Below are 21,030 nucleotides of genomic sequence, written 5' to 3'. Positions count from 1 at the left end.
TTCACCGATCACTGCTTACGTGCCTCTCGCGCGAGAAGCCATACGAAATAGATGCCACCGATGGAGACGGTGACGACGCCGACCGGCAACTGTGTCGGTGCAAAAGCTCGCTGCGCCACCCAGTCGCTGACCATCAGCAACGCGCCACCCATTGCTGCCGACGGCAGCAGGGTCACTCCGGCACTACCGGTCAATCGCCTCACCAATTGCGGAGCCGCCAGCGAGACGAACCCGATCGGTCCGGCCGCTGCTGTCACCATGGCCGTCAGAGCGACTCCGAGAACAACCAGGGAAAGCCGCGTGGGTTCGGCCCGGACGCCGAGCGCCTTGGCGGCGTCGTCGCCCATCTCGAGCATCTGCATCCGCCTGCCCAACACCAGGATCAGCGGAACGAGGATGGCCAGCACGACGACCACCGGCCACACCTGAGTCCAGCCGAGACCGTTCAACGAACCGGCACCCCACACTGCCGCGGCCATGGCGTCGTCAAGTTTCGCCTTGAGAATCATCCAGGTGTTGACCGAGCCCAACATCGCACTGATGGCGATACCGACGATGATCAACCGGAATCCCTGCACACCACGCTTGTACGCAAGGAGATAAACCACTGCTGCGGTCGCGATTCCGCCCACCAGAGCACCGACTGCGATCTCGTAGTAAGTACCACCGATGAGGAGGATGACCACAAGGGCGCCCGTGTACGCACCGGAGTTGAAGCCGATGATGTCTGGGCTACCCAACGGGTTCCTGGTGAGCGACTGGAAGATCGCACCGCTCATGCCGAGTGCCGCACCGAGCATCAGCGCCAACAGAACTCGGGGCAGACGCCATTCCACGACAACCATGTGGATACGCGCGGGAGCCTCGCCGAACAGTGCGCCGAGGACGTCCCCGATCGGCACCTGGTAGTCACCACTACCGAGGGCGATGACACCGATCGCCAGTGCAAGCGCAACGAGGATGAGGCAGACCGTGACCGTGCGGACGTCGATCCGCGCGGACCAGCCTTCTTTGGGTGAGCGCACCACCGTGGTGGGGCGCCCGAAATCGATGCTCACAGACCGCTCACCTTGCTTCGACGCACCAGCATGATCAGCACCGGAGCTCCGATGAATGCCGTGACGATGCCGACCTGAAGTTCACCCGGGCGCAGCACGATTCGGCCGACGACGTCGGAGAAGAGAAGCAGAATCGGCGAGCACACCAACGTGTACGGGAGAATCCATCGCTGATCCGGTCCGACGAACCATCTTGCGACGTGCGGAACCATCAGACCGACGAATCCGATCGGCCCGGCCGCCGCTGTCGCTGCGCCACACAGCAAGGTCACCGCGATGACACCGAGGATACGAGTACGAGTGATGTTGGCACCGAGCGAACGTGCCAGATCGTCACCCAAGGCCACCGCGTTGAGTTGGCGCGCCAACGCGAGCGCCAGGAAGAGTCCGATGAGAATGAAGGGGGCAACGGCCAGAACGATTTCCAACGAACGTCCGCTGAGTGAGCCGGCATTCCACTGGCGCATCTGATCGAAGGCGGTCGGGTTGAGCAAGGTGATGCCGGACGAGATGCCGCCGAGCACGGAGCCGATGGCAACACCGGCAAGCGTCAGCCGAATGGGCGTCGCACCACCTCGACCGATCGAGCCCAGCGTGTAGACGATCGCCGTGGCTATCACCGCTCCGAGGAACGCGAACCAGATGTACGACCAGATGCTGGTCAGGCCGAAGACCGCGACGGCGACAACCATCGCAAAGCCTGCTCCGGCATTGACACCGAGAATTCCGGGGTCAGCCAAGGGATTTCGTGTCATCGCCTGGATGAGGCCACCGGCCACGCCGAGCGCCATGCCGACGATCAGACCGAGCAGAGTACGCGGCAGCCGCAGGTCACGGATGATCACGTGATCGTTCGAGTCGTCGTAGTTCACCAGCGCGTCGATGACCGTGCCGAACGGAATGGTCTTCGATCCCACCGCAATGCTCAGAAGGAGCACGGCGGCGAGCACCACCAGGCACACCAGAAGACCCGCCATACGACGAGAGTTGGTCGATACCAGGCCGTCCGGTTGCTTCTGCTTCTCTTGCAGCGACTCGTCGATCAGTTCTTCGGTGTGTTTGTCGACGGCTCTCTCGTCAGCCGCACTCTGGTCGACGGCACTCTTGTCTAATCCAACGGTCACAAGCCGGCGCTCTCTAGAGTCTTCTCGACCTCGTCGCGAATCTCTTCCTCGTCGCGGTCCGATTCCCAGGCCGCATCGAGTGCCGCGCGGACACTCTCGTCGAGGGCCTCGTACTTCGCGTTCCAGACCTCTGCCTTGTACGTCCAGTAGCCGATGACCTTGTACTGCTCACCCGGCAACTTCAGTTCGTGGCGAAGGTACTTGCGGATGTCACGGAGCATCGTGCTCTCGCCTGCCACCCACACGTATCCGAGTTCGGTGGGCAGGTTCATCGCGCGAACCGCGTCCGGGAGCTTCGACGGTGCAACACCGTTGCCACTGCCGACCAGCCAGATGAACTCGACGTCGGCGTCCGAGGTGATCTGCTGCTTGTGCGACTCGTCCACCACCTCGACGATCGCCTTGGCCGACATACCGGCCGGCAACTGTTCGATCAGACGACCGAGTGCGGGGAGTCCGGTTGCGTCGGCGACGAACACCTGCCAGCGTGCGTCGGCCGGCGGCTCGTAGAGGCCACGAGACTCGCCGATCGCCAACTTGTCACCGATCTCGGCTTTCTGCGCCCAGTCGCTGGCGATTCCGCCCTCGTGAACGACGAAGTCGATTGTCATTCGGCTGGTTTCGGCATCGAACCGTCGCACGGTGTACGGCTGGCACGGGGATGGTTCCTCGCCCTCCGGGTACCGCCAACCGCGCGGTGCGTCCGGATCTTCCGCCGGTAGAACGAACTCGCCTGTAGCCGGGACCGGGAAGTGGAGGCGCAGGTATTCGTCACCGGTACCGGTGGTTTCGAAGGCGGTCAGCTCCTCCCCTCCGAACACGATACGAACCATTCCCGGGGTCACGTACTCCTTGTGAAGTACCTCGCCGAACACAAGACTCACAACAATCTCCAACATCGATGGAACATGAACCGGACCCGAACACGAGGATCAAATCCGACTTCCGGACATAGTTAACCCGCGCTAAGTAAGGTAGACCTTAATTTATTGCAGTGTTGTCGATGAGTCGATGCCTTCTCAGCTGCAACGGGGCCAACTACTATCGCAATTCGGCCAACGCAATACATATGGCCTGTTCACGACAAGTATTGGCACCGGTGTGACTTCTGACTACCGCCCACGATCCCTAGCGTGGACCCAGTGCCTTCGACACCACTTCTTTCGGCCGAGACAAACGGTCCCCCAACCGGCCCGGCGATCACGCCGCGCCAGGTAATCACTCGCGCGATCGCTTCCGAAGGTCGCGGAGCCAAGCTGGCGGCGGCGTCCGTCGGCTTCACCGGCCACCAGGTCGCGGAAGCGTTGGTGCCGGTAGTGATCGGTGCGGTGATCGACCGTGCTGTCGCGACCAGCGATGCCGCCGCACTCGGAAAGTGGATCCTCGTTCTCGGAATTCTCTTCACCGGCTTGTTGCTCAGTTGGCGCTTCGCGGCACGCATCTCCGATTCCGTCACCGAGCACGGTGCGCATCGCTTGCGGATGGACATCGCGCGCCGAGGCCTCGATCCGCACGGCATGTCGCCGCGGCGCATGCCTGGCGAGGTCTACTCGATTGCAACATCCGACGCGGGTTCGGTGGCCGGATTCACCCACACGCTGAGCACAAAACTTGCGGCCGCCTGCGGAGTGCTGACCGCCGCGATTTCGCTTCTGGTGATCTCGGTGCCACTCGGCCTGCTCGTCATTCTCGGTACGCCCCCGGTGCTGGCTCTCATGCAGGTGGTCAGTCGACCGCTCGAACGCCGAGCCGAGACCGATCAATGGCAGGGCGCCAAGGCCGGTGCCCTGGCCGCAGATCTGCTCTCCGGACTCCGAATCCTCTCCGGCATCGGCGCCGGAGATGCTGCAGCTCAGCGGTATCGGGGAGCCAGCCGGACTTCGTTGGAAGCAACCCTTCGCGCACAGAGATACCAAGCGATGTACTCCGCCGCCAATGTTGCGATCGCCGGTGCTTTCCTCGCCGTCATCGCGTACGTGGGTGGACGGATGGCAGCGTCCGGGAGCATCTCGGTCGGTGAATTCGTTGCCGTGGTGGGTCTGGCACAGTTCCTTCGCGGTCCGTTGATCGACATCATCTACTTCGGCGCCGGCCTGGCACGGGCGCGTGCTTCCGCCAACCGCGTCGCAGCACTTCTCGGGACCACCGAGGCTGTGACTCCCGCGGGTGCACCTGTGCCCCTGAATCACTCCGAGTTCCTGACGCTGCGCGACGTCGTGTTGGCCGGAGCGTCACCAGTCGATCTCGACGTCAAACGCGGCGAGATCATCGGCATCGTCACCGAGAATGCCGCATGGGCGGATGCGTTGGTCGACGCACTGGCGCGTCGAATCGAGCCTTCGAGCGGAACAATTCATCTCGGCGACAACGCCATTCACGAGCTGCACATCGACGAACTTCGCACTCACGTTCTGGCAGCACCGCACGACGCGGCACTGTTCATCGGCACAGTCGGCGACAACATCGACGCCCTCGCACCGATCGGTCGCCGCAACGACGAGGCCATCGCCGCTGCCGCCGCAGATCAAGTGATCTCGGCACTGCCGCTCGGCCTCGCCACCCGAGTCACCGAGCAAGGAAATTCTTTGTCCGGCGGACAGCGTCAGCGCATCGCGTTGGCGAGGGCACTGGCGAGCGAAGCGCCCGTCCTGGTGCTGCACGATCCCACCACTGCCGTCGACTCCGTCACCGAAGCGCGCATTGCTCGCGGGATCGCCGAGGTACGCGGGGCGCACGCCACAATACTCCTGACCAGCAGCCCCGTGCTGCTCGATATCTGCGATCGGGTGATCGAGCTGTGAACGAACTACTCCCCACCGCAACACCGAAACAAGCTCGCCGCGCGGCACTTCGGTTGATGGGACCCCACCGGATTTCCGCGATCGCAGCAGTCGTCACCCTGACCGCCGCGACCGCGATCGGTCTGCTCACACCGCTGGTCCTCGGCGCCATGGTCGACGCCGTGACCGACGGAGACGGCGACGCTGTCTCTCGCATCGGCACACTGACTCTCGCGTTGGTCGGCATCGCGGTTGCCTCGTCCCTTCTCGTCGGAGTGAGCAACTACCTGCTCGCCGGCGTCGGCGAGCGCGTTGTCGCCGACCTGCGCGAAGAAGTTGTCGTCCGGGTTCTCGACCTTCCGCAGAGCGACGTCGAACGCGCCGGGCGCGGAGACCTGGTCTCCCGCATCACCGGCGACGTGCGGTTGGTGACTCGGGCCGTATCCGAAGCACTTCCGGTTTTTGCCACCGCGGCACTGACCATCGTGTTGACGCTGATCGGATTGGGTAGCCTCGATTGGCGATTCGCCGTCGCCGCGGTGATCGCGGCACCCATCCAGATCCAGGCGCTGCGCTGGTACCTCTCGAGGTCGGCACCGGTCTACCGCGAGGAGCGGGAGGCAGAAGGTGCACGTGCGCAACAGCTCCTGGACTCGCTGAGCAACTCCGACACCGTCGGATCGCTTCGCCTGGCCCGGCCGCATCTCGAACAGATCGAATCTCGATCGATGGCCGCCGTCCGCCTGAGCTTGTTGACCACGCGTCTACGCACCAGATTCTTCGGCCGGCTCAACATCGCGGAGTTCATCGGCCTGTCCGCTGTGCTGATCACAGGCTTCTGGCTGGTGAAGGACGGTCAGATCAGCATCGGCGCCGCCACCGCCGCCGCCCTGTTCTTCCACCGCCTCTTCGATCCGGTGGGCGCAGTTCTCAGCGTGTTCGACGAATTGCAGGAAGGCACAATCGCGTTGGCTCGCCTGGTCGGAGTCACCCTTGCGCCCGTGCCATCCGCACCGACCGATCCGCAGGAACCTGTCGACAGCTCGGCGTCTTTGGAACGCGTCACATTCTCGTACCGAAGCGGCGACGCTCCTGTTCTGCGAGACATCCACATCACCCTTCCGGCAGGAACCGTCACGGCACTCGTCGGCGCTACCGGAGCCGGAAAATCGACAGTCGCAAAACTGGTCGCGGGGACCTACGAACCGACCGAAGGCGTCGTGAAGATCGGGACGGTGCCCCGGAACGAACTGCCACCGTCGACCTCTCGGAGCGCGGTGGCCCTCGTGACTCAGGAGGTCCACGTCTTTGCCGGCACGTTGGCCGAGGATCTGCGGCTGGCCGACCCGTCGGCAACCGACAGCGACATCATCGCAGCGCTCGATACCGTCGGCGCCTCCGATTGGCTGCGGGCACTCCCGGACGGACTCGAAACCGTCGTCGGAGACGGTGGACACCGGCTGACCGCAACACAGGCCCAACAACTTGCGTTGGCACGAATCGAATTACTGGATCCGCCGCTGCTGATTCTCGACGAGGCGACCGCCGAAGCGGGCAGCGCCGGAGCCAAGGTCCTCGACGATGCCGCTCTGGCTCTGACCCGGGGTCGCACTGCTGTCACAGTGGCACACCGACTCTCACAGGCCGTCGACGCAGATCAGATCCTGGTGATGGACGACGGCCGCGTCGTCGAGCACGGCTCTCACGACGAGTTGGTCAACCTCGGGGGTCGGTACGCGGAACTGTGGGAAGCGTGGTCCGCGCCGCGGCGTTGACCGCGACAGTTGCACCGGGCACTTCCGCCCGGTGCAACCTAACTCAAGCGTGCAGGAGATACGGCACCGATTCGGGAGTCACGCTCCCCTTGTTCATCATGCTGCCGGGTGTCCGGCCGGTGACCCGGCGGAACACTGCGACAAAAGCACTCGGAGTTTCGTATCCGACCCGCCTACTGACAACCGAAACCGGCACGCCAGCAGCCAGGTAAGTCAGTGCTGCGCGGACTCGAACCTGAATTCGCCACTGCGCAAAGGTCATTCCCGTACCCTGAGCGAACACACGCGTCAGTGTACGGACGCTACCGCCGGCCGTCAGCGCCCATTCGGACAGCGACCGCTGATCTGCCGGATTGGCGACCAACGCTTCGGCAACGAACAACGCTCGCGGATCGGTCGGCATCGGAACCTCCACCGCAGCAACTTCGAGCGGCTGCAACATGTCGAAGGCCACCCGCTCGGCGCGACTGCGCGCCTCGTCGGGCATGTTCCGCCGATGCATGTGCAGGAGTACCTCACGCAGGAGAGCGCTGACACCGAACAAGCCCGGAACACCCGACGGCGCGGCGTGCGCCTCAGGCCGAAAGTACGTGCAGAAGAACTCGGTACCTGGGCCCGCCTTCACGGCATGCAACGCCCCGGCAGGCAGCCACAGTCCGGCCGAAGGCGGCACCTCCCAGGTGATGCCGTCAGCGACAACCGTGAGCATTCCACCGGAGTTTCCCCAGATCAGCTCATGTTCAGGATGACGATGCGGGGCCCACTGCCGCTGATGAGAGAGCTTCAGAGTCACCGTTGTCATCGAGTAGGGGTGATCGATGGAACGCGGCCCCACGGGCACCGAAATTCTCTCTGCCACAGCTGTCATGAAGACGAGTATAGGACTTTCGTTAGGCATACCTAAATAGGAACCCGAAAATTGTTGACTGTGACCCCAGAGTTACACATACCAGAGTCCCCGATATCGTGACTGCAACTCCCGGCTACGGGTCGGCAACGAGAGGTACATGATGGTTGACGCATCACGAATCCCGGTCATCGTCGGCGTCGGCGATCTGCGCTGGAATCCTGCCGACGGGCACCGCGAACCTCTTGACTTGATTCACGACGCCACCGTCGCCGCATTGAACGACAGTGGACGCGCTGAGCTGGGAACACAGATCGATTCCGTGTTCGCGATCAAGACGGTCAGCTGGTCGTACGACGATCTCCCCGGGCTGCTTGCCTCACGATTAGGCGCGACCCCCACTGTCACCTCTACCTCGCCGATCGGTGGCCACTGGCCGGCGGCACTCCTCGATCGGATCGGCGCGGCCATCGCTCGCGGTGAATCCTCGGCTGCTCTGCTCGTGGGCGGCGAATCGCACGCCAGCAGCACCGCGCTGCGAAAGTCCGGAGTCGCTCCCGACTCGATCGGGTGGACCGCTGCGCCCGGTGGGCCTCCCGGATTCGATCCGGCCGACCTGGGAAGCCCTGAAATGCAGCGCGCCGGTTTCATCGTGCCGACGCGCGTCTACCCGCTCTTCGAGAACTGTTTCAGTGCTGCCGACGGCCACGGCGCCCGCGAATCGCTCGCCTGGTCCGCGAAGATGTACGCCGCCTTCTCGGAACTGGCATCGAAGAATCCCGCCTCCTGGACGTCGGAGATCCGATCGGCAGACGAGATCGGTACCGTCGGACCTGGCAATCGGATGGTCTCCGAGCCGTACCCACTGATGCTCAACGCCATGCCCTTCGTCAATCAGGCTGCGGCCGTAGTCGTCTGCTCGTTGTCGACGGCCCGCGAGTTCGGGATCGATGAAAGCAAACTGGTGTACCTCTGGGGCGGCGCTGGTGCGAGTGATCCGTTGGACATCCTCAGCCGCAACAGCTTCGACAGCTCGGCCGCGATGCATGACGCCGTACATCGCACACTCGATGGTGCCGGAGTCGGCGCCGACGCACTCGACATCGTCGATGCCTACAGCTGCTTCCCGATCGTGCCCAAGCTGTTGATCCGCGAACTCGGACTTCCCGATACCGCGATCCCAAGCGTCACCGGAGGTCACTCGTTCTTCGGCGGACCGCTCAACAGCTACACCCTGCATTCCGTCGCTGAAGTCACCAGGCGAATTCGCGACGGCGCGAACCTTGCCCTCGTCCACGCCAACGGTGGATTCCTCACATACCAGCACTGCGTACTGCTGTCGGCCACCGCTCATGCCGACGGGTACGTCGGTGACCCCGACGCACGTGCTTTGACCGCGGAAGCTCCGGAACTGATCACCGATTACCAGGGCACTGCAGAAATCGTCACTGCCTCTGTCGAATACGGTCGCACCGGGGAGCCTGAGATCGGGTTCGTGATTGCAACAACGCCGGACGGCGGCCGCGTCGCCGGTCATACCGGTCCCGAGAATGCCGCCGAACTGACCCAGCTTCGCGGTGACAACCCGCCGTCGATCGGACGGACCGTTCACATCAGCGACGAGAACGGGAAGCTCACGCTCACGTTCTGACGGTCGACAGCCGTGAGCACCGGGGCATGGTTGTGCCCCGGTGCTCACGTCTTCAGTTGTCGCGATTCACGCCGCGGTGGGCGGACTGTTCCCACCGATCGGATGCTGGTGCGGATCAACCGACATCGGTGGGTAGAACACCGACTTCCGATCCGGGCCGATCTCCACCCGCCACTCCGTGTGGTGCAGCGTCCGATGATGATGACCGCACAACAAGATCAGATTGTCGAGATCCGTTGGGCCACCATCACCCCAGTGAACAATATGATGGGCATCGCACCACCCCGACGGAGTCCCACACCCCGGAAACGCACACCCGCCATCCCGAACCGCAAGAGCCCGCCGCTGCGGAACGGTCGCTGTTCTCGCTTCCTTACCGCAGTCGAGCGGAACACCATTCTTGTCCAACAAGATTCGGGTGACTATGCAGTCGCACGCCAACATCCGGGCGGTGTCGATACTGATCGGGCCCACCCAATCCGTCCACGCGAACCCGAGTTCCTCCGTGGACGGCAGGAGGTCTTTCAGAACTTTAAGGTCCGTCATGTCTTTCGCGGACGCGGTGACCGTGATGTGCGGTTTCACCCCGCCTTCGACCGGGCCCAACCCCGCCCGCTCGTACCGGCGCAACAGTTCGCAAATCCCGTCCGCACGCCGTAATGCCGGAGTACGCGTGTCCTTGACACCGTCCTTCTCCGGCGTCGGCGCCGACAAACTCGACAACAACGTGATCAGACGGGCCCCGTTGACCGCATCCAGATCACCCTTCACAGTGACCCGCCCGTACAAGCCTTTCGAGGCGTAGAACTCGTTGCGCTCCGAATCCTCGCCGACCGGAACACCGTCCTCACGCTTGCCGTACTGCTTCTCGATTCGGCGGATCGCTGCCCGCACCGCATCACAATCGGCAATGTTCTTCGACGCCAACCCGAGCAGAATCCCGCGGGCCTTGTCCACGTCCGCCAGGGTCATGTTCTTCGGTGGATGCTGACAAAACGACGCCACCTGACGGGCTTTCAACGCATCAGTATCACCCCGGTGAAACGCATCCGCCACAACGGGTTCGAGCATCAACAACCGCGCCAACCCGACCAGCAGACTGCATTCACCGATCTCCAGATTCGTCGAACCGTGCAACCACTGTGCGATCGCCCGAAAACCCTTCCCGCCGAGAACCTCACGGGAAAACATTTCCACGATCAGCAACACCATCCGCGATTGCAACTCGTGCCGGGCGTGCACCAGATCGAGAACCTCACTCTTGAGGCCCTCGCCATCCAGTTGCCACGCTTCCCGACTGTTCATACCGAAAGTTTAATCGAACATACTTTCGATAGCCAGAGACAAAGCGGACAACTTCAGGAACATGAAGACTCGAGACCTGTTGAAGTACATCAACATTCACCTAGTCGTCCAATATCACGCGATAGAAGACATACCCCGCAAAACACACAATCGCAACAACACACAGCACGAGCAGGATGTCGAAAAAGACGACCATGCTTCACCCCCAGTGAGTTCAACCCAGTTCAAGAACTTCTCCACGCGGAGAAGAACGTATCACGGTATCTTCTCTGCGTGGAGAAATCGACGCGAGAAGCACTTCTGGACGCCGGGCTCGACCTGCTGGGCCGGGTTGGGTTTCGAGCCTGGTCGATGAGAGGCGTCGAAGACGAGGCAGGCGTGCCACACGGCAGCGCACGGCACTACTTCGCAAATCAACGTGGACTGATAGTCGAGGTGGTGCGACACCTTCTGGACGGCGATCTTCCTCGCCCAGGCGAGACGCCGAAGCAACAAGTGGCCCGGTGGCTGGGGCCTGAATCCGGCCGCACCCGGGCGCGTTACGAACTGATCATCGCGTCATTCCACGATCCCGACCTCGCAGTGGAACTGGTGCGTGGTCGGGATCGGTTTGTCGACATCTTGGTCGAACGCGGCATGACATCGTCCGATGCAACGGAGTTGGTCGCAGCACTGGACGGGATCGTGCTGGACGCACTGCTACGCGAGCAAGCACCGGAGAGTGTGGATCCAGAGCGAATCTTCAAGAAGTTCGGAGCGAAATTCCCCTAGCCGTCCAGCTCGGCGAACAGCTCCATCCACTGCTCCTCGGCGGCTTCCTTGTCCGCGATGACCTGCTTGAGTTCAGCCCCGAGCTTCTGCAGCTTGTCCGGGTCGGTGGCTGCGTCGGCGAGGGAAGCGTGCAGCTTCTTCTCGCGGTCGTCGAACTTCGCAATGGATCGCTCGAGCTTCGAAAGTTCCTTGCGTGCAGCGCGATCCGCGGCACCGTCGCGGACCTGCTTGCTCTTCGACGCACCACTCGCCGTCGAGGCCACCGACGGGTTGTCGCCGTCCCCCATCGCTGCGCGTCGACGCAGGTAGTCCTCGATACCACCCGGCAGGTTGGTGAGCTTGCGATCACCGAAGAGAGCCCAGGTGGTGTCACAGATGCGCTCGATCAGGTACCGGTCGTGCGAGATGACCACCATGGTGCCCGCCCAGCCGTCGAGCAGATCCTCGAGTTGCTGAAGCGTGTCGATGTCGAGATCGTTGGTGGGCTCGTCGAGAAGCAGAACGTTGGGCTCGGCCATGAGGACACGCGTCAACTGCAGACGGCGGCGCTCACCACCGGACAGATCGCCGACGGGGGTGCGCTGACGCGCCGGTGTGAAGCCCAGCCGCTCAGCCAGCTGACCGGCTGACACTTCCTTGTCCCCCAGCGTGATTCGCTCGGCTACGTCCTTGACCGCGTCGAGTACGCGCATGTCGGTCGGCAGATCGTCGAGTTCCTGCTTGAGCCAACCGATGTGGACGGTCTGCCCCTGAATGCGCTTGCCTGCTGCGGGCTCGAGTTCACCGGCCAGCGTCCGCAGCAGAGTCGTCTTGCCCGAGCCGTTGACACCGACCAGGCCTACACGCTCCCCCGGAGCGAGCCGCCAGGTCAGATCCTCGACGAGTACGCGGCCGTCCGGGGTCTCCAGACGCGCGTCTTCGAGTTCGATGACAACCTTGCCGAGTCGACGCTGGGCGAAGGACGCAAGTGCCACCGCGTCACGAGGTGCCGGAACGTCGGCGATCAAGGCCTCCGCGGCCTCGATGCGGTACTTCGGCTTCGATGTACGGGCCGGCGCGCCGCGGCGCAGCCATGCGAGTTCCTTGCGCGCAAGGTTGCGTCGACGCTCTTCGGAAGCGTCGGCCTGACGCGAACGCTCGGCGCGGGCGAACACCCAGTCGTTGTAGCCACCCTCGTAGCTTTCGACGCCGCCGCCGACAACCTCCCAGGTGCGAGTGGCGACGGTGTCGAGGAACCAGCGATCGTGGGTCACGACGACAAGCGCGCTGCGACGCGAGACAAGGTGCTCGGCCAACCACTGAACACCTTCGACGTCGAGGTGGTTGGTCGGCTCGTCGAGCACCAGCAGGTCGAGGTCCTGAACCAGAGCCGCAGCGAGAGCCACGCGGCGACGCTCACCGCCGGACAGGCCGTCGACCTTGGCGTCCAATGCGGACCGCTCGCCGCCGGCGCCCAAGTTGTCGATGCCGATACCCGAGAGCACTGAACGAATTCGAGCATCGCCGGCCCACTCGTGCTGAGCCACTCCGAGCGGCCCCAGGACTACTTCACCGACCGTGGAGCCGGGAGGCAACACACCGCGCTGCGTCACGACGGCCATGCGCAATCCGCCGACGCGGCTCACGCGTCCCGAATCCGGCTGCTCCACACCCGCGAGGACTTCGAGCATGGTCGTCTTGCCGCCACCGTTGAGGCCGACGACACCGATGCGCTCGCCTTCCTCCACGCCCAGGGAGACCCCGTCGAGCAACGGCTTGACGCCGAAAGACTTCGACACGTTTTCCAGATTGATCAGATTCGCCATCAGTGCTGTCCCTTTGCCGCATTGTCGAGTATTCGTGCTCCGGGAACGGGTCCGCTCGCCACGCGAACGGTGCGGCACACCCCCGCTCCCGCAAGTTCTGCGCTCACTTCCACCGCGGACTGTGCGTCGGCGCAGAGAAAGGCGCATGTCGGTCCGGAGCCGGAGACGATGCCGGCCAAAGCTCCGGCTTCGACACCCGCTCGCAGCGTCCGTCGTAGATCCGGGTTGAGTGAGAGTGCTGCCGCCTGCAGATCGTTTCCGAGCAGCGGAGCGAGCACATGAGGGTCACCGGTGGTGAGCGCGTGAATCAACTCGTCAGCGGTACCCAATCGATTCGGTGTGCCTTCGGCGCGAAGCTTGTCGAGTTCCCGGAAGACAACCGGCGTGCTCAAGCCTCCCTTGGCCAGCGCCAACACCCAGTGAAAGGTGCGGCGCGTCAAGACGGGGACAAGTTGTTCACCGCGACCGGTCCCGAGGGCAGTGCCACCGTGCAGCGAGAACGGAACGTCACTCCCGAGACGTGCCGCGAAGGCGTCGAGATCAGGCCGCGAGAAGTCGAGTTTCCACAACGAATTGAGCGCAACCAACGCGGCTGCCGCGTCGGCGCTCCCGCCGGCCATACCGCCTGCGACGGGAATGCCCTTCTCGATGACGATCTCGACATTCGGGGCCACGCCACCCTCGGCCGCCAGCATCTCGGCGGCACGCCACACGAGATTGGTGCGATCGGTCGGTACGGCCGCGGCGTCGTCGCCGATCACCCGCACGGTCAAGGTGTCCGCAGGCGCCACCGTGACGGTGTCTGCCAGCGACAATGCCTGAAAAACGGTCGTCAGTTCGTGATAGCCGTCGTCTCGCAGGTCCCCGACGGCAAGGTGGAGATTCACCTTGGACGGGGCCCGGACAACTACGGGGCGAGGAACGACGGAGAGCACAAGGAACAACAATAGGCGCTGCGAACACCTGGGCGAAAACCTGCGACCGCCGCACCCCATCCGACAGCAAGCACACCCACGCTATTTCACCGCGCGCACGCCTATCCCCAGCCCGACCACAGCCACGCTGACGGCAGCGAAGATTCCTGCCAGAACGCTGCCCGACGCGAAGTCACCGGCAAAGAGAGCCCGCTCGGCGTCTACGACGTAGCCCAGCGGATTGATGTTCACGAGGACCTTCATCCAACCTGGTGCGTCATCGAGTGGAAGCATGGTTCCCGACAGGATCAGGAGCGGGAACATCAGCGTCTGCTGAACGACCCAGAACATCCAATCCTGCTCCCGCACAGCCAGAGCGAGAGCGTACGAGAGCGCACCGAGTCCGACGCCGAACACTCCCAGCAGGACGATTCCGAGCGCAGCGCCCGCTGCATTGACGTCCAATCCGAGCGGTAGCGCAACAAGAATGATCAGAATCGCCTGCGCGGCAAGCGGAACCATCTCCTTGCATGCCCTCCCGATCAACAACGAAGAGCGTCTGAGCGGAGTCACCAACATTCGCTCGTGGGATCCCTGCTGCATCTCCATCAGAAGGTTGGAACCGGTCATCGTCGTGCCGAAGATCGCGATCATCACCAATACACCGGGGATGAACCAATTCCATACGCCGTCACCGGTACCCGGGACCCCTTTGAGCAGAGGCCCGAACAGGGCCAACAGGATCAGGGGCTGGATGAGGCTGAAGATGACGCTGACCGGGTCACGCAACATCGGCCGCAGTTCACGGCCCATCACGATCGCGCTGTCTCGAACAATGTTGCCGTGCGCGCTACGTGGGGTATCGAGTGTGATTGTCATGGCGGATTCCTGTTCGTCGTAGTTCTTCGTCGTAGTTCTAGGAAGCAACCGCGGCGGCGCTCTCGCGCAGGCTGCGGCCGGTGAGAGTGAGGAAAACGTCGTCGAGAGTCGGCCTGGTGATGTCCGCAGTGACTGCGCGGGCGCCGTGGGTATCGGCTTCACGCAGCAATACCGGTAGCGTCGAATCACCCTCGCCGGCACGGATACTCACCGAGCTTGCCTCGACCGTGACGTCACGCACAGTGACAAGTTGCTCGGCCACCGACGCCGCGATGGCGGCCGCTTCGGCACTGTCGAAGGTGAGCAGAAGATGATCCCCCGCGAGATCCGCTTTGAGTGCGGCAGCGGTGTTGTCCGCGATGACAGTGCCTTCGTCGATGACGATGACCCGCTCTGCCATCGAATCCGCTTCTTCGAGGTAGTGCGTGGTCAGCACGATCGTCGTGCCCATCTCTCGCCGCAACCGCAGGATGTGGTCCCAGAGGTTGGCCCGACTCTGCGGGTCCATGCCCGTGGTCGGCTCGTCGAGGAACAGGAGTGGTGGGCGATGGACCAGGCCCAGAGCGATATCGAGCCGCCGTCGCTGCCCGCCGGACAGCGTACTGACCTTTCGAGTACCCAATTCGGTGAGTTCGAGATCACGCAGCAATTCGTCGGCCCGGACCTGCGAGTCGCCCTTGGGCATTCCGTAGCACAACCCCTGCGTCACCAACTCGTCGCGAACCCGCTGGTTGTGGCCGGCTCCGTTCCCCTGTCCGACGTATCCGAGGCTGGAGCGCACCTCGTTTCGTGCCGCAGCGATGTCGAATCCTGCGATCCGCGCAGTACCGGAAGTGGGCTCGAGCAAGGTGGTCAGCATGCGCAACGTCGTCGATTTTCCGGCACCGTTCGGCCCAAGCAAGGCAACCAACTCGCCCTCCGCTACGTCGAGAGTGACTCCCTTGACTGCTTCCACGAGTTTCTTGCCCTGGGCGAAGTGCTTGGTGAGCGCCTCCGTCTCGATCATCGGTCTGCCGTTGTTGATGCGACTCATGATGTGCCCCAATTTCTTCTCGACTGGTCGGATGTGGACCAACCTAAATTCAATTGAGGACGCATTGGGTCCTAAATGTTTGGCAGACTTCTTGCCATGAAGGAGACATCGGCTCGCCTACTGCGGTTGCTGTCACTGCTCCAGACACGTCGAGACTGGTCCGGTGCCGAACTCGCAGACAAGCTCGCGATCACCCCGCGCACAGTCAGACGTGACGTGGACCGCCTCCGCGATCTCGGCTACCCGGTCGACGCGACGGTCGGCGTCGGCGGTGGATATCGCCTGGGAGCGGGCGCGGAGATGCCCCCGCTACAGCTCGATGACGAAGAAGTGCTCGCGGTGGCGCTCTCTTTGCAGTCCGGAGCGACCGGCTCTGTGGTCGGCATCGGCGAGGCTTCGATGCGCGCGCTGGCGAAGCTGCGGCAGATCATGCCGTCGAGGCTGCGGCACCGTCTGGAGTCGCTGTCGATCGACGTCGTGCCACGCGAGCCCGCCGCGAGCGCAGTCGATGCGTCGGTACTGTCCGCCATCGCGTCCGTATGCCACAACCACGAGCGTTTGAGATTCGACTACAGCACTCACGACGGCACCCAGAGCCGACGCGAGGTGGAACCGTACAGGCTCGTGCGGTCGGGTGTTCGGTGGTATCTGGTGGCTTGGGATCTATCTCGCGAAGACTGGCGGTCGTTCCGCGTCGACCGGATGGAACCCAAGATTCCCACCGGTCCGCGGTTCACGCCGCGGGAACTACCGGCCGGTGGCGCGGCAGACTTCGTTTCGCGCGGCGTCGCCCGGGCTTATTCCTCCACGCGCGCAACAGTTCTACTGCATGCACCCATCGAGCAGATAGCACCAATGGTCAATGAGCAGTGGGGATCAGTGGAGTCCACCGACGAAGGGCGTTGCGTCATAGTGCTTTCGGGCACTACCCTACGGTCGATCGCAATGTGGCTCAGGGCTTTCGACGTCGATTTCACCGTTGTGAATCCACCCGAACTCCGCGAGGAATGCCGCGCGATCGCAGCCGAAACGGCAGTGGCCGCTCAGCGTTATCTCGGTGCGTGAGAGCACTTTTCACCCAAAATGCAACAAGACCCCAACTCCGAAGAGTTGGGGTCTTGTCAGTACGTCATGCGTCGGTTGCCCGACTCACATGGACGTCTTAGACGATGGTAACGCCGGTGGCCTGCGGGCCCTTGTTGCCCTGACCGATCTCGAACGCCACGCGCTGGTTCTCCTCGAGAGTGCGGAAGCCGCCACTCTGGATCTCGGAGTAGTGAACGAAGACGTCAGCACTGCCGTCTTCGGGAGCGATGAAGCCGAACCCCTTCTCGGAGTTGAACCACTTCACGATGCCCTCTGCCATGTAAATCTCCTCTAACACAGTGTCAACAGGCAGTCGCTTCGACCGCCCGGGTCACTTACTACGACCGTTCTGAGACAAATCCGTGGAGGATGTCCAAACGCTCGCAACCTAACCATTTGCGAGCGTGGAAACACAAACACAAACACTTACGACCAACACAAGTAGACCACACATCCGCCCTGTTGTCTTCCCTGAGGCCTTCGTCACTGCCCAACCCGTTGACAGGCATACCCCCTGGGGGTACCTTCAGTCCCAGGGAGATACCTACACCGGGTATCCGTAAAATGAGTTTTACACAAGCGAAGGGATCTGCGATGACCACCGCCGAATACACCGTTTCCGGAATGACCTGCGGACACTGCGTCGGATCCGTCAAGGAAGAGATCGGCAACATCGCGGGCGTAACCGCGGTGGATGTCGAATTGGCGAGCGGACGCGTCGTTGTCACCAGCGATGCCCCCGTCTCCGCAGCCGACGTCGTCGCAGCGGTCGACGAAGCCGGCTACGCAGTCGTACCAAGCTGAGTCAGCCGTGCGCACCTCGACAACACTTGCCACCTACGCCGTAGGGTTGGTCGCCGTCTTCGGCGCCGCCCTCGGCGTGGGGGCCGCAATCGGAAGCCCGATAGACATGTCCACTACCCAGCACAGCACCCACGAATCAACCGCTGAATCGATGCCAGGCATGGATTCGGCGACACCCGCAGGGCTCGAAGTCTCTTCCGGCGGATACACACTCACCGACGTGACCGCACCCGGTCGAGCTGGGGAGCCGGGAACCTTGACCTTCCGGATTCTCGACAGCACCAACAAGCCCGTCGTCGATTTCGACCTCCTGCACGAGAAGAAGCTCCACCTCATCGTCGTCCGAAACGACACCAGCGAATTCCGCCACGTACATCCTTCTCTCGCCGCAGACGGCACCTGGTCGATCGACTGGACCTGGCCCGTCGCCGGCACCTACCGAGTCTTCGCGGACTTCGATCCCACCGACGGCACCCAACTGACACTCGGCCGAAACTTCGACGTGGCAGGCGAATTCACTCCTGCGCCGCTGCCCGCGAAGAGCGCGACCGCAACCGTCGACGGATACACCGTGACTCTCGACGGTGATCTGACCACTGCCGGCGGCCCGATCACGCTGAGCGTTGCTCGCGACGGAGCCCCGGTCACCGATCTCGATCCGTACCTCGGTGCCTACGGTCATCTTGTTGCGCTTCGCACCGGCGACCTCGCCTACCTGCACGTTCACCCCGAGGGTGAACCGGGCGACGGCGTCACTTCTCCCGGTCCTGACGTTTCCTTCCACGCACAGGCGCCGAGCGAAGGCACATACCGACTGTTCCTCGACTTCCAGCACGAGGGCGTGGTTCGCACCGCCGAATTCACTGTTGATGCAGGCACTTCCGCAGCTTCAGTTCCAGACAATCACGAGGGAGGGCACTGATGACGTCACCGACTGCGGTCGACAATGCTGCCAACTCGAGCAGCGTCGAACTCGCGATCACCGGAATGACCTGCGCCTCCTGCGCGTCACGAATCGAGAAGAAGCTCAACAAGATCGACGGCGTCACAGCCACCGTCAACTACGCGACGGAAAAAGCCAAGGTCACCTTCCCGGACGGGGTACCCGTCGAAGATTTGGTCACCGCCGTCGAGAATGCCGGTTACGCTGCCGCGCTCCCGAAACCGCCCAGCGCGCCAGACACCGTCGACCCGGATGCGGAAACCCCGCAGGATCGTGATCTGCGCGAGCTTCGTACCCGCCTGATCATCTCGACTCTGCTCTCCGTGCCGGTCATCGCGATGGCGATGATTCCTGCGTTGCAGTTCGACAACTGGCAGTGGCTCTCCCTCACGCTGGCCGCACCGGTCATCGTGTGGGCGGCCCTTCCCTTCCACCGGGCTGCCTGGGTCAACCTGCGTCACGGCGCCGCAACGATGGACACGCTCATCTCGCTGGGCACCATCGCAGCGTTCGTCTGGTCGCTGTATGCACTGTTCTTCGGCACCGCGGGCGAAGCGGGAATGAAACACGCGTTCAGACTGACGGTCGACCGGATGGACGGCAGCGCCAACATCTACCTCGAGGTTGCCGCGGGCGTCATCACGTTCGTGCTCGCCGGACGCTACTTCGAGCACAAGTCCAAGCGCACGTCCGGCGCCGCACTACGCGCGCTCATGGAACTCGGTGCAAAAGACGTCGCGGTACTGCGAAACGGCGTCGAAGTACGAATCCCCGCCGAAGAACTGGCAGCGGGCGACTCCTTCATCGTTCGGCCCGGCGAGAAGATCGCCACCGACGGCATCATCACCGAAGGCCGCTCAGCCGTCGACATGAGCATGTTGACCGGCGAATCCGTCCCGGAGGAGGTCGGTGTCGGAGACACCGTCGTCGGGGCCACCGTCAATGTCGGTGGAACCTTGACCGTCGAGGCCACCCGAGTCGGGAGCGGCACCCAACTCGCCCAGATGGCGGCACTGGTCGAAGACGCCCAGAACGGCAAGGCCGAAGTTCAGCGCCTCGCCGATCGAATCGCCGGCATCTTCGTACCGGTCGTCATCGCGATTGCCGTTGCGACACTGGGCTACTGGCTCGGTACCGGCAACCCCATCGAGATGGCATTCACCGCTGCGGTCGCCGTCCTGATCATCGCGTGCCCCTGTGCTCTCGGATTGGCAACGCCCACAGCTCTGTTGGTGGGCACCGGCCGCGGAGCCCAGATGGGAATCCTCATCAAGGGACCCGAGGTGCTCGAATCGACGCGCGCAGTCGACACCGTCGTGCTCGACAAGACGGGGACCGTCACCACCGGTCAGATGACATTGCTGGACACCGTGGTGGGCGAAGGAACAACCGTCGACGAGGTCCTTCGGCTGGCCGGTGCACTCGAGCATCGCTCCGAGCACCCCATCGCCGCTGCGATCGCGAAGGGTGCGACCGAAGCCGTGGGCGAATTGCCTGCGGTCGAGGATTTCGTGAACGTCGCCGGTCGCGGCGTGCAGGGAATGGTCGACGGTCATGCCGTTGTTGCCGGCCGAGACGCGCTGCTCGCCGACTGGTCGATGCCGTTGCCGGAAAATCTCCGTGACGCGAAAGCTGAAGCAGAGAAGGCCGGGCGCACCGCAATCGCGGTGGGCTGGGACGGTAAGGCGCACGGCGTCCTCGTGATCGCCGACGCGGTCAAGGACACGAGCGCCGAAGCAATCGCGCAGTTGAAGGCACTCGGCCTCGAACCGGTTCTGCTGACCGGTGACAACGCCACCGTTGCCCGCACCGTGGCGGATCAGGTCGGGATCAGCACCGTCTTCGCCGAGGTCATGCCGGCGGACAAGGTCGACGCCGTCAAGAAGCTGCAGGCGGAAGGACGCGTCGTAGCCATGGTCGGCGACGGCGTGAACGACGCGGCGGCCCTGGCTCAGGCCGATCTCGGTCTGGCGATGGGCACGGGTACCGACGTTGCAATCGAGGCCAGCGACATCACCCTGGTTCGAGGTGACCTGCGGTCGGCAGCCGATGCAATTCGACTGTCCCGCAAGACGCTCAAGACCATCAAGGGCAACCTGTTCTGGGCATTCGCCTACAACACGGCAGCGATCCCGCTGGCTGCGGCCGGCCTGCTCAACCCGATGCTCGCTGGTGCCGCAATGGCATTCAGCAGTGTGTTCGTGGTGAGCAACAGCCTGAGGTTGCGGCGGTTCAAGTAAGGGGGCAAGCCCCTG

General features: G+C 63.3%; 18 protein-coding genes. 8 read left to right on the top strand and 10 right to left on the bottom strand.

All coding sequences use genetic code 11. The features are described from left to right. Positions 1-8: 8 nt before the first annotated feature. From fepG to H351_RS11360, 3 genes are read right to left on the bottom strand one after another with little or no spacing between them, the layout of a single operon-like run. The gene (gene fepG, locus H351_RS11370) at positions 9-1,058 is read right to left on the bottom strand and encodes an iron-enterobactin ABC transporter permease (RefSeq protein WP_019744683.1); all 1,050 of its coding nucleotides are present in this window, start codon (positions 1,056-1,058) and stop codon (positions 9-11) included. Further along, complete coding sequence (locus H351_RS11365) at positions 1,055-2,182, bottom strand: Fe(3+)-siderophore ABC transporter permease (protein ID WP_020970315.1); 1,128 nt, start codon at positions 2,180-2,182, stop codon at positions 1,055-1,057. The genes fepG and H351_RS11365 overlap by 4 nt, the downstream gene beginning before the upstream one ends. Next, positions 2,179-3,066: a siderophore-interacting protein gene (locus H351_RS11360; protein WP_020970316.1), complete on the bottom strand. Its 888-nt coding sequence runs from the start codon at positions 3,064-3,066 to the stop codon at positions 2,179-2,181. Before H351_RS11360 ends, H351_RS11365 begins: the two co-directional genes overlap by 4 nt. Positions 3,067-3,324: 258 nt before the next feature. Here H351_RS11360 and H351_RS11355 point away from each other — a divergent pair, with 258 nt between their 5' ends. Beyond that, complete coding sequence (locus tag H351_RS11355) at positions 3,325-4,983, top strand: ABC transporter ATP-binding protein (protein ID WP_230544055.1); 1,659 nt, start codon at positions 3,325-3,327, stop codon at positions 4,981-4,983. Then, positions 4,980-6,737 (top strand): ABC transporter ATP-binding protein, encoded by a 1,758-nt coding sequence (locus H351_RS11350; protein ID WP_029255906.1) that lies wholly within the window; start codon positions 4,980-4,982, stop codon positions 6,735-6,737. Before H351_RS11355 ends, H351_RS11350 begins: the two co-directional genes overlap by 4 nt. A 43-nt stretch (positions 6,738-6,780) precedes the next feature. On the opposite strand, the gene H351_RS11345 is transcribed toward H351_RS11350, so the two are convergent. Next, on the bottom strand, positions 6,781-7,605 hold the full coding sequence (locus H351_RS11345; RefSeq protein WP_029255907.1) for a helix-turn-helix domain-containing protein: 825 nt from the start codon (positions 7,603-7,605) through the stop codon (positions 6,781-6,783). Between the two features lie 139 nt (positions 7,606-7,744). Between H351_RS11345 and H351_RS11340 the strand changes: the two genes are divergently transcribed. Further along, entirely contained in the window at positions 7,745-9,235 is a 1,491-nt protein-coding gene (locus tag H351_RS11340) for an acetyl-CoA acetyltransferase (protein ID WP_037119697.1), read from the top strand. A gap of 66 nt (positions 9,236-9,301) precedes the next feature. On the opposite strand, the gene H351_RS11335 is transcribed toward H351_RS11340, so the two are convergent. Next, positions 9,302-10,540, bottom strand: a complete 1,239-nt coding sequence (locus H351_RS11335; RefSeq protein WP_059016335.1) for an HNH endonuclease signature motif containing protein — start codon at positions 10,538-10,540, stop codon at positions 9,302-9,304. A 273-nt stretch (positions 10,541-10,813) separates the two neighbouring features. Here H351_RS11335 and H351_RS11330 point away from each other — a divergent pair, with 273 nt between their 5' ends. Beyond that, positions 10,814-11,311: a TetR/AcrR family transcriptional regulator gene (locus tag H351_RS11330; RefSeq protein WP_019744692.1), complete on the top strand. Its 498-nt coding sequence runs from the start codon at positions 10,814-10,816 to the stop codon at positions 11,309-11,311. Here the strand turns inward: H351_RS11330 and H351_RS11325 are convergent. The 4 genes from H351_RS11325 to H351_RS11310 form a co-directional block, all read right to left on the bottom strand. Next, the gene (locus tag H351_RS11325) at positions 11,308-13,116 is read right to left on the bottom strand and encodes an ABC-F family ATP-binding cassette domain-containing protein (protein ID WP_003946255.1); all 1,809 of its coding nucleotides are present in this window, start codon (positions 13,114-13,116) and stop codon (positions 11,308-11,310) included. The two genes, H351_RS11330 and H351_RS11325, sit on opposite strands and share 4 nt — an antisense overlap. Further along, a complete protein-coding gene (locus H351_RS11320; RefSeq protein ID WP_024487798.1) occupies positions 13,116-14,051 on the bottom strand; it encodes a 4-(cytidine 5'-diphospho)-2-C-methyl-D-erythritol kinase in 936 nt (311 codons plus the stop codon). The genes H351_RS11325 and H351_RS11320 overlap by 1 nt, the downstream gene beginning before the upstream one ends. Before the next feature lie 81 nt (positions 14,052-14,132). After that, complete coding sequence (locus H351_RS11315) at positions 14,133-14,909, bottom strand: ABC transporter permease (protein WP_019744694.1); 777 nt, start codon at positions 14,907-14,909, stop codon at positions 14,133-14,135. A 37-nt stretch (positions 14,910-14,946) separates the two neighbouring features. Continuing rightward, positions 14,947-15,942 carry an ABC transporter ATP-binding protein gene (locus H351_RS11310; RefSeq protein WP_037119705.1) on the bottom strand — a complete coding sequence of 332 codons (996 nt, stop codon included), beginning with the start codon at positions 15,940-15,942 and terminating at the stop codon, positions 14,947-14,949. Positions 15,943-16,038: 96 nt separating this feature from the next. On the opposite strand from H351_RS11310, the gene H351_RS11305 reads away from it, so the two are divergent. Continuing rightward, on the top strand, positions 16,039-17,007 hold the full coding sequence (locus H351_RS11305) for a helix-turn-helix transcriptional regulator (RefSeq protein ID WP_029255909.1): 969 nt from the start codon (positions 16,039-16,041) through the stop codon (positions 17,005-17,007). 97 nt (positions 17,008-17,104) lie between these two features. Here the strand turns inward: H351_RS11305 and H351_RS11300 are convergent, their stop codons facing one another. Continuing rightward, positions 17,105-17,308 (bottom strand): cold-shock protein, encoded by a 204-nt coding sequence (locus H351_RS11300; protein ID WP_003946232.1) that lies wholly within the window; start codon positions 17,306-17,308, stop codon positions 17,105-17,107. Between the two features lie 314 nt (positions 17,309-17,622). Here H351_RS11300 and H351_RS11295 point away from each other — a divergent pair, with 314 nt between their 5' ends. From H351_RS11295 to H351_RS11285, 3 genes are read left to right on the top strand one after another with little or no spacing between them, the layout of a single operon-like run. Further along, the gene (locus H351_RS11295) at positions 17,623-17,832 is read left to right on the top strand and encodes a heavy-metal-associated domain-containing protein (protein ID WP_003946267.1); all 210 of its coding nucleotides are present in this window, start codon (positions 17,623-17,625) and stop codon (positions 17,830-17,832) included. Between the two features lie 7 nt (positions 17,833-17,839). Next, on the top strand, positions 17,840-18,754 hold the full coding sequence (locus H351_RS11290) for a hypothetical protein (protein ID WP_020908605.1): 915 nt from the start codon (positions 17,840-17,842) through the stop codon (positions 18,752-18,754). Continuing rightward, the gene (locus H351_RS11285; RefSeq protein WP_029255910.1) at positions 18,754-21,015 is read left to right on the top strand and encodes a heavy metal translocating P-type ATPase; all 2,262 of its coding nucleotides are present in this window, start codon (positions 18,754-18,756) and stop codon (positions 21,013-21,015) included. Before H351_RS11290 ends, H351_RS11285 begins: the two co-directional genes overlap by 1 nt. Positions 21,016-21,030: the final 15 nt, after the last annotated feature.

It is taken from the genome of Rhodococcus erythropolis R138, from assembly GCF_000696675.2.
Lineage (GTDB): Bacteria > Actinomycetota > Actinomycetes > Mycobacteriales > Mycobacteriaceae > Rhodococcus_F > Rhodococcus_F erythropolis.
The sequence above is the reverse complement of the archived record's forward strand: the minus strand, read 5'-3'. Positions and strand labels throughout refer to the sequence as shown.